This window comes from Achromobacter pulmonis, from assembly GCF_002885955.2.
In the GTDB taxonomy this organism is placed as follows: Bacteria; Pseudomonadota; Gammaproteobacteria; order Burkholderiales; family Burkholderiaceae_B; genus Achromobacter; species Achromobacter pulmonis_A.
Genome location: NZ_POQS01000003.1, coordinates 574624 through 587825 on the forward strand (window position 1 = coordinate 574624; position 13202 = coordinate 587825).

Below are 13202 nucleotides of genomic sequence, written 5' to 3' on the forward strand. Positions count from 1 at the left end.
GGGTTATGCTGCACGCACCCCCTTTTGTCTATCCCAAGGACACCGCCGCCATGGATCGCTTTCAGGCTATGCAGGTGTTTGTGCGCGTCGTGGACGCCAACAGCTTCACCCGGGCGGCCGACAGCCTCTCGCTCCCGCGCACCACCGTCACCACCATCATCCAGAACCTCGAACGCCTGCTGGGCGTGCGCCTGCTCAACCGCACCACGCGCCGTATCGGCCTGACGCCGGACGGCGCCGGCTATTACCAGCATTGCGTGCGCATCCTGGCCGACGTGGAAGAAACCGAGGCCTGTTTCCAGGAAGCGGCGCTGCGCCTGAAGGGCCGGCTGCGCATCGACGTGCCCACGGCCATCGGGCGGCTCATCCTGATTCCCGCATTGTGCGATTTCCACGACAAGTACCCCGACGTGGAGCTGGTGCTGGGCCTGAGCGACCGTCCGGTCGACATGGTGCAGGAGGCCGTGGACTGCGTGATCCGCGGCGGCGAGCTGGAAGACTCCAGCCTGGTGGCGCGCCGCATCGGTTCGCTGCAGACCGTCACCTGCGCCGCGCCCGCCTACGTGGCGCGCCACGGCCTGCCGCAGACCATCGAAGCCCTGCGCGATCACCAGGCGGTGCACTACTTCTCCAGCCGCACCGGACGCAACTGCGCCTGGGACTTCAACGTGGACGGCAAGCACCAGGAAGTCGACATGAAGGGCGTGGTGGCCGTGAACGAATCCGGCGCCTACCTGGATTGCGGGCTCAAGGGCTTCGGCCTGATCCAGGTGCCGCGCTTCATGGCGCTGCCGCACCTGCAGGCGGGCGAACTGATCGAGGTGCTGCCCCAATGGAAACCCAGCGCCACGGCGATTTCGGTGCTGTATCCGCAAAGCCGCCAGCTCTCGCCCAAGGTGCGCGCGTTTTCCGACTGGGTGGCGGAACTGTTCGCCGGCTGCCCGCTGCTGAGCGGCCGCGACGAAAACGATCCCGCCGCCGCCCACTGCGGCATCTATGCGCGCGGCCAGGCCTCGCAGGCCATCGCCGCCATGGGCGCGCCCCTGCCGGCCACGCCGGCGCGCCGGCGCAGCGCGCGCGAGGAAGCGGCGGAATACGCCCTGTAAACGCGGGCGCGGGGCGGCGCCGCAGGCCGGTTCCGCCCCGGTATGCACGGGTAACCCCGTAGTAAATACAGGCCTTGTGTCCCTCGTATCGCACGAAACGTCTGTATAGTCCGACAGTCTGAGCCTTACAACTTACTGTCGATCCGCTCCATGCAGCCCGTACTTCCCGCCTACCTGATCGCCCGTTGGCTTTTGCTGCTCGTGTTGTTGGCGGGGGTGTATTTCCTTAGCGGCTTCCTGGTGCCGGCGCTGGCGGCGCTGATCATAGGCCTGGCCAGCTGGCCGCTGTACCAGCGGCTGGTGGCGCGCTGCGGCGGACGCACCACGCTGGCCGCCTCGCTGGCGCTGCTGATGGTGGTGGTGGTGCTGATCGTGCCGATGTCGCTGGCGCTGTCCTACGCCATCAAGGAAGCCAGCGCCTTCTTCGCCTGGGCCATCGCGGCCAACCGGCATGGCGTGGCGGTGCCCGCCTGGATCACTTCGATGCCGGTGGTGGGCGAACGCCTGGGCCAGTACTGGACGACCTATATCGGCGAGCCCCACGCGCTGGGCGCGCTGGTCGAGGCCGTCAGCGGCGAGCACCTGGGCAACATCTACCGCATGATCCTGGCGGCCACGGGCAACGTGTTCCAGCTGCTGCTGACCGTGCTGTTCATGCTGATCACGCTGTTCTTCGTCTACAAGGACGGCGCCCGCATGGTGGCGCAGCTCGACGTGCTGGGCGAGCGCATCCTGCCGGCGCGCTGGCTGCGCTTTTCGCGCGTGGTGCCGGCCACCATCAACTCCACCGTCACCGGCATGGGCCTGATCGCGCTGGGCGAGGGCGTGGTGCTGGGCATCGCCTACTGGATCGCGGGCGTGCCCTCGCCGGTGCTGCTGGGCGTGGTCACCGGGTTCATGGCCCTGATTCCGGGCGGCGCGCCGCTGTCGTTCACGCTGGTGTCGCTGTACCTGGTCGGCTCGGGCCACGTGGTGGCGGGCATCGCGCTGATGGTGTGGGGCAGCGTGGAACTCTTCATCGTCGACAAGACCCTGCGTCCGCGCCTGGTGGGCGGGCCGGTCAAGCTGCCGTTCCTGCCGACCTTCTTCGGCCTGGTGGGGGGCGTGAAGACCATGGGCATCGTCGGCCTGTTCGTCGGCCCGGTGCTGATGGCCCTGCTGGTGGCCGTATGGCGCGAATGGGTGCACCATGAGGTGCAGGAGCGCGACGCGGCCCGGGTGAATCCGCCGGCGGCCTAGGACGCGGTTTTGGTAATCTAGCCGTCCCCGCGCATGCCGGCGCCTGTCCGGTACGCAGACGCCTTGCGGCTCGTGATGCGGGTTGAGGATCGACATGTCTGGATTACTGATTGATGATCAGATCGCCGTCCTGCGCGAGCAGGGCTTCGTGGTGCTGCGCGGGTTCGCCAGTCCCGAACAGGTGGCGGCGCTGCGCGCCGTGGCCGAACGCCATTTGCGCGACCACGTCGCGCCCATCGAATACGAGGCCGACCTGCGCTATCCGGGCGCGCCCGAATCGCGCGCCGCCGAGGGCGGGCTGACCGTCAGGCGGCTGCTGGGCGCCTACGCGCGCGATCCGCTGTTCGCGCGCTGGGCCACCGATCCGCGCATCGGACGATGGCTGGGGCGCTATTTCGGCGAAACGCCGGTGCTGTCCACCGTGCACCACAATTGCGTGATGACCAAGCATCCGGCCTATGGCAGCCTGACGGGCTGGCACCAGGACATCCGCTACTGGTCGTTCTCGGACACCGACCTGGTGTCCTGCTGGCTGGCGCTGGGGCCGGAAACCCGCGACAACGGCGGGCTTTCCTTCATTCCCGGATCGCACGCGGCTTCGTATGCGCCGGAGCAGTTCGACGCCCAGAAATTCTTCCGCGACGACGAGCCGCGCAACGCCGAGTGGATCGCGCGCGCGGTCTGTCCGGCGCTGCAGGCCGGCGACGTGGTGTTCTTCCATTGCCGCACGCTGCACGCCGCCCAGGGCAACCGCAGCGAGCAAGTGAAGCTGTCGGTGGTGCACACCTACCATCCGCAGTCCTGTCATCCGGTGGCCGGCACGCGTTCGGCGTCGCAGCCGGGCGTGCCCTTGGAGGACCCGGCCGGATAGGGAAACTGATTGGAATCAGCTATTAATAATTGAATTACAATTAATATTAGCGCACTGCGCATGGCCCGATCGGCCGTGCGTGATTTCTCGCGCCGCATCCCTAGAACTCGAATAGGCTGTTTCCTGTGCGCAATCAACCCCCTGCCGATACGGAAAAAACGCGGGCGGCGACCGAGACCCGGTCGTCGCTCTTCGTGGGCTCCACCGAAAAGGCCTTCCAGGTCCTGCATGCGTTCGACGGTCCGAAGCGCCATATGACGCTGGCCGACATCGCCCGCGCGTCGGGCCTGGACCGCAGCGCGACGCAGCGCCTGGTCTATACGCTGGAGACGCTGGGCTATCTGCGCCGGATTCCCGACACGCGCAATTACGGGCTGACGCCGAAGGTGCTGCAGTTTTCGTACAACTATGTGCGCGCCAACGAGCTGATCGACAAGGCCTCGCCGTATCTGCTGGACATCAGCCGCACGCTGGGCGAGACCACCAATCTGCAGGAGCTCGACGGGCACGAGATCGTGTTCGTGGCGCGGTTTCCGGGGCACCACCTGGTGAATGTGGATATCGCGGTGGGGAGCCGGCTGCCGGCCTATTTCACGGCGTCGGGGACGGCGATCCTGTCACGGCTGTCGGAAGAGCAGCGGCGGGAGATCCTGGCGCAGACCAGGCTGGAGCCGATTACGCCTTATACCGAGGTGGACCCGGAGAAGCTGCTGGAGCGGGTGCGGCGCGTGGCCGAGAAGGGGTACGCGATCATCGTGAACGAGACGGTGCTGGGGGATATTTCGGTGGCGGCGCCGGTGATCGATCATCGGGGGTTGGCGGTGGCTGCGATCAATATTGCCGTGCCTACGACCCGGTGGACGGTTGCACGGGTGGAGGCCGAGTTGGCGCCTCATGTGCAGGTGGCGGCGACTTCCATTTCCAAGTCCAAGTTTTCGGCTTATTCGAGGTAGGTCGTTGTTGTACGGCCTTGCTGTCGGGCTTCGTAGGTCGCCCGGCGGCGCGGACGGCGTGGCTGTTCGCGCCCGCGATTGCGGTCCGGAGCGTTCGCTCCGGACTGCCCCTTCGTCATCCTCGTCCGCCTTCGGCTCCCTACGGATTCCCTCGGGCGCAATCGAGGTTGCTCACAGCCACGCCGCCCACACCGCCGGGCTGCCGGCGTCTTGGGTCCGGCGTTTGGACCTGTGGTCGGGGGAAGAGCTTGCGGGGCCGCCCATGGCAGCCGCGCGGGCGGCTGCCATGGGCATCCGTTGGGCGGGTGGTCGCGGCGCGGTGGGGTGGGGGTGACGATGGGCGTTAGGGGTTGATGCCCTCGAATTCCTGCAGCAGCGGAATCAGTTCCTTGCGCAGCGCGGCCTGCAGGCCGTCGGCGGGGGGGACCAGGGGGTCCAGGACTTCGGGGGCGTTTACGCCGATCAGGTCCATGACCGACTTCATGGGGCCGGGGTTGGTTTCGGCGAAGGCCAGGTTCATCAGGGGGATCAGGCGGCGGTGCAGTGCCATCGATTCGCGGGTGTGGCCCTGGGAGGCGAGTTCGTAGACCTTGCGCCAGGCGGTGGGCAGCAGGCTGGCGGTGACGACGATGCCGCCTTTTGCGCCGGCGGCCAGGTGGACGGGAAGCAGGGTGTCTTCGCCGCTGAAGACGGCGAAGGAGTCGTCCACGCCGGCCACGGTGCGCAGGAAGTGGTACATGTCGGTGTTGCAGGCCTTCATGCCGATGATGTTCTCGTGGCGTGAAAGTTCGTGCAGCACTTCGGGGGCGATGGCGATGCGGGTGCGGTAGGGGATCTCGTAGATCATCACCGGCAGCGGCGAGGCGTCGGCGTAGCGCAGGAAGTACTCGCGGATGCCGGCCTGGGTGGGGGTGGTGTAGTAGGGAGTCAGCACCATCAGCGCGTCGGCGCCGGCGTCGGCGAATTCCTGGCCGGCCTGCAGCGCGTCGTGAAAGCCCGGGTCCAGCACCCCGGGGATCACCGGAATCCGGCCTTGTACGGCGTCCACGGTCAGCTTGCACATGCGGATGCGTTCGGCGCGGGCCAGCGCGCCGTATTCGCCGGTGCCGCCCAGCGGCACGATGCCGTCTATGCCCTGCTTGAGCAGGTAGGCGATCAGGGCCTGCGCGGCGGCGGCGTTGATGGTGTCGTCGGCGTTGACGGGGGTGGGGATGGCGGGGAAGACTCCGCGCAGTCGGGTTGCGTTCAGCATGAAACCTATCCAGTTAGGTGAAACGGGCGCGGATCAGTTGGCCAGGCTGCGGCGGCGCAGCCGGTCGGCCAGCCAGATCAGCACGGCAATGAAGATGAAAAGGCAGGTCGAGACCGCGGCGATCACGGGCGAGATCTGCAGGGTCACTTCGTCCCAGAACTGTTTGGGCAGCGTGGCGTTCAGGCCGCCGGACGCGAACAGGGCGATGGTCAGTTCGTCGAACGAGGTGGCGAAGGCGAACAGGAACGACGACATCAGGCCCGCGCCCAGGATCGGGAAGGTGACGAAGCGCAGCGTGGCCCAGGGGCTGGCGCCCAGGCTTTGCGCCGCCAGGTCCAGCCGCGTGTCGTAGTTGCGCAGCACGGCCATCATGGTGATCACCACGTAGGGCACGGCGACGACGGTGTGCGCCAGGATCAGGCCGACGGCCGACCCCACCAGGCCGACGCGGGCGAAGAAATAGAACATGCCCACGGCGATGATCATGCGCGGCACCACGATGGGCGACAGCACGAAGGCCAGCATGGCCGACTTGCCGCGCATGTTGGCGCGCACCAGCAGGAACGCGGCCGGGGTGCCGATCAGCATGGCCAGCAGGCCGGTGCCCACGCCGACGATGAGCGAACGGGTGATCGCCTGCATCCACACGGGCGAGGTGAACATCTGTTCGTACCATTGCAGCGAGAAGCCCTTGGGCGGCCAGGTCAGGCCCGAGCCGGCATCGAACGACAGCGGGATCATCAGGAAGGCCGGCGCCGACAGGAAGGCCAGCACCAGCAGCACGATCCACCACAGCGTGCGCGACTGGCCGGTGCCCGACACCGAGCGCCGCAGGCGTCCGGGCAGGAGGCCGAACAGGCGGTCCGAGACGTCGGCCAGCAGCGTCAGCGCCGCGTCGCCGGCGCGCCGGCCCAGGCCCGCCCGGCCCGAGGCGCGCACGCGGGTCGAGGCGGCGCCGGTCATGGTCGACAGGCCCAGCACCTTGTCGTAGATGGCGAACACCACCAGCACGACCACCAGCAGCAGCACCGACACCGCGCCGGCGAATTCCCAGTTCATGGTCTGCTGGACCTGGTCGATGATGATCTGGGTGATCATCGTTTCCTTGCGCCCGCCCAGCAGGGCCGGCGTAATGAAGAAGCCGATGGCGGTCACGAACACCATGATGGCGGCGGCGGCCACGCCGGGCATGGACAAGGGGAAGTAGATCTTCCAGAACGCCGTGCCGGGACGCGCGCCCAGCGTGGAAGCGGCGCGCGGCAGGTTGCGGTCGATGTTTTCCATGACGGACAGCATCGTCAGCACCGCCAGCGGCATCAGCGCGTGCACCATGCCCACCAGCACGCTGCCGAAGTTGTAGAGCAGGTTGGCCGGCGCATCCAGGATGCCCAGCGCCTGCAGCAGCTGGTTGACCACGCCGTTACGGCCCAGCAGCACCACCCAGGCGAAGGTGCGCACCAGGAAGCTGGTCCAGAAGGACAGCAGCACCCAGAACAGCAGCGAGGTCTTGCGCCGCGCCGACAGGCTGGAGATCAGGTAGGCCACGGGGTAGCCCGCGACCACCGAGAAGAACGTGGTCCACAGCGAGATCTTCAGCGTGATCAGCAGCACGTTCACGTACACGGATGAGTCGAAGAGCCGCTGGTACTGCGTCAGCGAAAAGCCCTGGTCGCCGTAGACGCTCAACAGCAGCAGCTGGCCCACCGGGTAGATGAGCAGCACCAGCAGCAGCACGACCAGCGGCGCCGCCATCAGGAAGTGGCGGCGGCCCTGGCCCATGCGCTTGCGGGGAGTGGCGAGGGTCGTCATGGGCTTACTCCGGGATGGCGACGGCGTCGGCGGCCTGCCAGCTGACCGACAACGGCTGGCCGATGGCGTACTGCTCGGCCTGCCGCTGCGTCGGATGGGCGGCGACGATGGGCGCCGCGTCGGCCACGCCCGTGTCCAGGTAGAGCTTGGTCAGGCTGCCGGTGACCATGACGTCCAGCAGCTTGCCGCCCAGGGCCGGGCCCTGGGCGCCGGCCCCGCTCACGCGCAGGTTCTGCGGGCGCAGCATCACGGTGACCTTCTGGCCGGCGCGCAGCGGCGCGCCATTGGACAGCGCGGGGCCGGTCACGCCTTGGTGTTCCAGCCTGACCGAGACGGTGTCGCCATCCGCCGATTCGACCACGCCCCGCAGCAGATTGGATTCGCCCAGGAAGTCGGCCACGAACAGGGTGCGCGGGCGGAAGTACAGGTCGGCCGGCGTGCCCAGCTGTTCGATCGCGCCGCCGTTCATCAGGCAGATGCGGTCGGACATGGTCATCGCCTCTTCCTGGTCGTGCGTCACGTAGACGATGGTCGTGCCCAGTTCGCGGTGGATGCGCTTGATCTCCAGCTGCATCTGGTCGCGCAGCTTCTTGTCCAGCGCGCCCAGCGGTTCGTCCATCAGGATGATGGCGGGGCGGTAGACCATGCAGCGCGCCAGCGCGATGCGCTGCTGCTGGCCGCCGGACAGTTCGCGCGGCAGGCGCGCCGCGACGTGCGGCAGGCGCACCATCTCCAGCGCCTCCATCGCGCGGCGGCGCGCTTCGGCCGCCGGCACCTTGCGCATCTTCAGCGGGAACGCGATGTTCTCTTCGATGCTCATGTGCGGGAACAGCGCGTAGTTCTGGAACACCATGCCGATGTCGCGTTCGTACGGCGCGCCGTAGGTCACGTCGACGCCGTCGATCAGCACCTGGCCCTCGTCGGGCTGGGCCAGGCCCGCGATCAGGCTCAGCAGGGTGGTCTTGCCGGAGCCGGACGGCCCCAGCAGCGTCAGGAATTCGCCGCGCGCGACGTCCAGGTGGGTGGGGGCCAGGGCGACGAAGTCGCCATAGCGTTTGCCCAGGCCCGAGATTTGCAGATTGGAGGAGGACATGATGTTCGACGAGGTAGGGATTACTTCAGGACCCAGCCGTTGAAGCGCTCGATGACGTCGCGCTGCTTCTCCAGCCAGTAGGCGGCGTTGATGTGCAGGCCCGTCTTGATGTTGTCGGGGTGGGTCGGGCAATTGCGCGCCACCTCGGGCTTGATGTGGTCGAAGGCGGCGGGCTGCGTGACGCCGGCCGCGAAATACTCGACCAGCGCGGCCTGGCGCTTGGGGTCCGAGGCGAACTTGATGAATTCGCGGCAGGCGTCGGCGTTGGGCGTGCCCTTGAGGATCGACCAGTTGTCGCAACCCCAGATGTTCTGGTCCCACACGATCTCCACCGGCGCGCCGTTGGCGATGGCCGATTGCGCGCGCGACACCCAGGTGGCGATCATGTCGACCTCGCCGGAGCCCAGCATCTGCTCGACCTGGGCGCCGGTGTTCCACCACACCTCCACCGCGGGCTTGATCTTGTCCAGGCTGGCCAGGGCGCGGTCGATGTCGCAGGGGTAGACCTTGTCGGTCGGCACGCCGTCGGCCATCAGCGCTTCCTCGATGGTGTCGAACGGATGCTTGCGCAGGCCGCGGCGGCCCGGGATGTTCTTCACGTCCCAGAAGTCGGCCCACGACGCCGGCGCACGGCGGCCCTGGAACGCATCCTTGCGGTAGGCCAGCACGGTGGAATAGACGTTGTTGCCGACGCCATACGGCGACATGTACTGCTTGGGAATGCTGGCCACCACCGGGTCGGATTCCAGGCCGTGCTTTTCCAGGTAGACCTTGCCGCCTTCGGTCAGCATCAGGATGGCGGGCTGGCTGATCTTGGCCATGTCCCAGGTGTAGTTGCCGGTCTCCACCATGCTGCGGATCTGGGCGGTGGGCTCGGCGTTGGCCTGCACGCCCACCACCTGGATGCCGGTGGCCTCGGTGAACGGGCGGTAGAACACGGCGCCGTAGGCCTTGCTGTAGATGCCGCCGTCGTCGCGCACGACGATGCGCTTGGAGGCCGCGCGCGACGGCGTCCAGATCATGGGCATGGCCAGGGCGGCGGCGCCGGCGGCCACGGTCTTGAGCGCGTTGCGGCGCGAGGCGTTATGGGAGATCGGTTTCATGGAAGGCTCCTACGGATTGAGAACGGCTCAAGGCAGCAAGCGGCCGGGGTTGAAAAGCTGGGCGGGATCGAAAGCCTGTTTCACCGCGCGCATCATCGCCAGCTCCACCGGCGACTTGTAGTGCGCCATTTCGGCGAGCGAGCTGCGGCCCACGCCGTGTTCGGCGCTGAAGGTGCCGCCCAGCGCCGCGGCCACGTCGTTGACCGCGCGCCGGATGGCGGCGGCCATCGCGTCGCGGTCGGGCAGCGCGTTCCAGGCATCGAAGGTGAAAAACGGAATGAAGTGCACGTTGCCGTCGCCCAGGTGCGCCACGATCAGCACCGGCAGACCCGGCGCCAGTTCGCGCACGGCCCGGGTGGCTTCGTCGATGAAGCGCGGCACGGCGGATACGGGCACGGCGGTGTCGGTGGTCAGGCCCACGCCGGCCTTCTTGTTGCCTTCCGACACGCTGTGGCGCACTTCCCAGAGGGCGGCGCGCTGCGCGCCGTTGGCGGCCAGCACGGCGTCGTGCAACAGGCCCTGGGACGCGGCCTGCTCCAGGATCTGCTGCAGCAGTTCCTGCAATCCGGCGTCGTCGCCGGTGTCGGACAGTTCCACCAGCACGTGCCAGGGATGGGCGCCGGGCAGCGGATTCTTGCGGCCCGGCACGTGCGCCATCACCACGTCCAGCTGGTTGCTGTCGATCATTTCGAAGGCCGACAGGCGCGAGCCGCAGGCCCGCTGGAACAGGCCCAGGATGTCCAGCGCGGCCTGCGGGCTGTCCGGCGCCAGCCAGGCCACGGCGTGCGCGCTGGGCAGGGGATGCAGCTTCAGCACGGCGGCGGTGACGATGCCCATCGTGCCTTCGGCGCCGATGAACAGGTGCTTGAGGTCATAGCCCGTGTTGTTCTTGCGCAGCGCGGTCAGGCCGTCCCAGATGGAGCCGTCGGGCAGCACCACTTCCAGCCCCAGGATGTTGTCGCGCGTGTTGCCGTAGCGCAGCACGCCGGTGCCGCCCGCGTTGGTGGCGATGGTGCCGCCGATCTGGCACGAGCCTTCCGCGCCCAGGCTGATCGGGTACAGCCGGCCTTGCGCGGCCGCCGCTTCCTGCACCGTGGCCAGCACGCAGCCGGCCTCGACTTCCATGGAATTGTTGGCCGCGTCCACGCGGCGCACGCGGCGCATGCGCGCCAGGTTCACGATCACGGGCGGGCGGCCTCCGGCGGCGGGCACGGCGCCGCCGCACAGGCTGGTGTTGCCGCCCTGGGGCAGCACCGGCGCGCCGTGCGCGTGGCACAGGCGCACCACCTCGGACACCTGCTGCGTGTTGCCGGGCAGCGCCACGCACAGCGCCGGGCCCTTGTAGCGGCCGCGCCAGTCTTCGGTGTAGCCGGCCATGTCGGCTTCGCTGTGGAGGATGGCGTCCGCGCCCAGGGCCTGGGTCAGCGCGTCTAGCAGGGTGTTGCCGTTGGTCATGTCTGTGGTCCCGATGGGCGCTGGAGTCCCAGCGCGTTCGGGCACAGCATACGATTACTTAAATTGCTTTTCGATTTAAGTAATCGAATTGCAATTGACTTTAGGGTATGTCCTAGGCTAGCGCGTCGCTCGCCCAGGCCCGTGCGCCGGGCGTAACCGCGGATTAGTGGCGATCCGGATTGCGGCGCTCAAAATGATCGAAATACAATTATATTATTCTGTATTCGATTTATTTTAAACACCGCCAGGCCATGGAAAACAAGGAACTGCAATGCTGCCGTGCGTGATGGACTACCGGCGCCACGCGCAAAAACGCCTGCCCCGGCTGGCGTTCGATTACCTCGAAGGCGGGGCGGAGGACGGCCTGACGATGGCGCGCAACGCATCGGCCTACGCCGCGCTGGAATTCCGCCCGGACGTGCTGGTCGACGTCTCCGAATGCCGGCTGGAAACGCCGCTGCTGGGCGCCACCGCCGCCATGCCGGCCGCCGTCGGCCCCACCGGCCTGAACGGGCTGTTCTGGCCCGACGCCGACGTCCACCTGGCGCGCGCCGCGCACCGGGCCGGCCTGCCTTTCGTGCTGTCGACCGCGTCCACTTCCCTGCTGGAAGACGTGCGCGCGGCGACCTCCGGCGAGCTCTGGCTGCAGCTCTACGTGCAGCGCGACCGCCGCATCGCCGAGCACCTGATGGACCGCGCCTGGCAGAACGGCTATACCGTGCTGTTCCTGACCGTGGACGTGCCGGTCCACGGCAACCGCGACCACGACAAGCGCAACGGCTTCAAGCTGCCGCTGCGGCCGTCGCCGCGCCTGCTGCTGGACCTGGCCGCGCATCCGGGCTGGTGCTGGCGCATGCTGCGCCACGGCGGCCCGCAGTTGAAGAACCTGGCCGTCAGCTCCAACGCGCGCGAGAACATCACCGAACAGGCCTCGGCGCTCAGCCGCCAGATGGACCTGGCGCTGAGCTGGGACGACGTCGCCTGGCTGCGCCGCGTCTGGCGCGGGCGCATCGTCATCAAGGGCATCCAGGGGCTGGCCGACGCGCGCCGCGCCCGGGCGCGCGGCGTCGACGGCATCGTCCTGTCCAACCACGGCGGCCGCCAGCTCGAAAGCGCGCCATGCCCGCTGGAAATCCTGCCGGAGGTGGCGGCCGAACTGGGACGCTCGCTGGAAATCATGGTCGACGGCGGCGTGCGCCGCGGCAGCGATATCGCCAAGGCGGTGGCGCTGGGCGCGCGCGCCGTGCTGCTGGGCCGCGCGCCGCTGTACGGCCTGGCGGGCCGCGGGCCGGCCGGCGTGCACGAGGTGCTGGCGATTCTGCGCACCGAACTCGAAAACACCCTCAGGCTGCTGGGCCGCAGCCGCATCGACGCCCTGAACGCGGGCGCGGTGCGGCGGCGCTGAGCTCCAGGCTTGCAACCTTCATCGGAACATCCATGCGCGAAAAAATCGTTTTCATCGGCGGCGGCAACATGGCCTCGGCCATCATCGACGGCCTGCTCGGCCAGGGCAGGGCGTTGGAAGACTTCCTGGTGGTGGAGCCCTACGCGCCCACGCGCGAGGCCCTGGCCGCGCGCGGCCTGGCCTGCGTGGAGCTGCCCGGTCCCGGCCTGGGCGACGCCGCGCTGTGCGTGCTGGCCACCAAGCCGCAGGTGCTGCGCGAGGCCTGCGCGCAGGTGCGGCGCCATCTGCCGGCCGAGGCCGTCGTGGTCAGCATCGCGGCCGGCGTCGAACTGGCCGCGCTGTCGGACTGGCTGGGCGGCCACGCGCGCATCGTGCGCGCCATGCCGAACACGCCGGCCAAGGTGGGCCTGGGCATGACGGGCCTGTACGCCACGCCGGCCTGCGGGCCGCGCGAACGCGCGCTGGCCGACGCCCTGTTCGCGGCGGTGGGCGAACGCATCTGGACCGCCAGCGAAGCCATGATCGACGCCGTCACCGCGGTGACCGGCAGCGGGCCGGGCTACGTCTTCCATTTCATGGCCGCGCTGGAGCAGGGCGCGGTCGAACTGGGCTTCGCGCCCGCCGAAGCGCGCCGGCTGGCGGTATCGGCGTTTCGCGGCGCGGCCGCGTTGGCCGCCGCCGAAGACGCCGCCTTGTCCGAGCTGCAGGACCGCGTCACCTCCAAGGGCGGCACCACCCACGCGGCCCTGTCGCACATGCGCGAAGCCGGCGTGGCCGAGGCGATCGCCCGGGCCGTGCATTGCGCCCGGCGGCGCGCGCGGGAACTGGCCGCGGGATAGGGCGTCCGCGCCCCGGGCTTGACGGAAGGCCTATCGGAACTATATCGTACGATATATATCGTAAGATACGTTCCGAG

General features: G+C 68.4%; 11 protein-coding genes. 6 read left to right on the forward strand and 5 right to left on the reverse strand.

All coding sequences use genetic code 11. The features are described 5' to 3' along the window. Positions 1-50 precede the first annotated feature (50 nt). From C1I89_RS13950 to C1I89_RS13965, 4 genes are all read left to right on the forward strand, one after another. Positions 51-1106, forward strand: a complete 1056-nt coding sequence (locus tag C1I89_RS13950) for a LysR family transcriptional regulator (protein ID WP_102773537.1) — start codon at positions 51-53, stop codon at positions 1104-1106. Between the two features lie 150 nt (positions 1107-1256). Continuing rightward, positions 1257-2345, forward strand: coding sequence for an AI-2E family transporter (locus C1I89_RS13955; RefSeq protein ID WP_102773361.1), 1089 nt, complete (start codon positions 1257-1259; stop codon positions 2343-2345). A gap of 94 nt (positions 2346-2439) precedes the next feature. Beyond that, entirely contained in the window at positions 2440-3216 is a 777-nt protein-coding gene (locus C1I89_RS13960) for a phytanoyl-CoA dioxygenase family protein (protein WP_102773362.1), read from the forward strand. Between the two features lie 125 nt (positions 3217-3341). Next, positions 3342-4169, forward strand: a complete 828-nt coding sequence (locus C1I89_RS13965; protein ID WP_102773363.1) for an IclR family transcriptional regulator — start codon at positions 3342-3344, stop codon at positions 4167-4169. A gap of 343 nt (positions 4170-4512) precedes the next feature. Here the strand turns inward: C1I89_RS13965 and dapA are convergent, their stop codons facing one another. The 5 genes from dapA to C1I89_RS13990 are packed head-to-tail and all read right to left on the reverse strand — an operon-like array spanning position 4513 to position 10881. Then, a complete protein-coding gene (gene dapA / locus C1I89_RS13970) occupies positions 4513-5421 on the reverse strand; it encodes a 4-hydroxy-tetrahydrodipicolinate synthase (protein WP_102773364.1) in 909 nt (302 codons plus the stop codon). A 33-nt stretch (positions 5422-5454) separates the two neighbouring features. Then, positions 5455-7230 carry an ABC transporter permease subunit gene (locus C1I89_RS13975; RefSeq protein ID WP_102773365.1) on the reverse strand — a complete coding sequence of 592 codons (1776 nt, stop codon included), beginning with the start codon at positions 7228-7230 and terminating at the stop codon, positions 5455-5457. Positions 7231-7234: 4 nt separating this feature from the next. Further along, positions 7235-8323: an ABC transporter ATP-binding protein gene (locus C1I89_RS13980; RefSeq protein ID WP_102773366.1), complete on the reverse strand. Its 1089-nt coding sequence runs from the start codon at positions 8321-8323 to the stop codon at positions 7235-7237. A gap of 20 nt (positions 8324-8343) precedes the next feature. Further along, complete coding sequence (locus C1I89_RS13985) at positions 8344-9426, reverse strand: ABC transporter substrate-binding protein (RefSeq protein ID WP_102773367.1); 1083 nt, start codon at positions 9424-9426, stop codon at positions 8344-8346. A gap of 27 nt (positions 9427-9453) precedes the next feature. Further along, positions 9454-10881: an FAD-binding oxidoreductase gene (locus tag C1I89_RS13990; protein ID WP_102773368.1), complete on the reverse strand. Its 1428-nt coding sequence runs from the start codon at positions 10879-10881 to the stop codon at positions 9454-9456. A gap of 271 nt (positions 10882-11152) precedes the next feature. Here C1I89_RS13990 and C1I89_RS13995 point away from each other — a divergent pair, with 271 nt between their 5' ends. Continuing rightward, the gene (locus tag C1I89_RS13995; RefSeq protein ID WP_102773369.1) at positions 11153-12286 is read left to right on the forward strand and encodes an alpha-hydroxy acid oxidase; all 1134 of its coding nucleotides are present in this window, start codon (positions 11153-11155) and stop codon (positions 12284-12286) included. Positions 12287-12318: 32 nt separating this feature from the next. Further along, entirely contained in the window at positions 12319-13125 is an 807-nt protein-coding gene (proC, locus tag C1I89_RS14000) for a pyrroline-5-carboxylate reductase (RefSeq protein ID WP_102773370.1), read from the forward strand. The last annotated feature ends 77 nt before the right edge of the window (positions 13126-13202 follow it).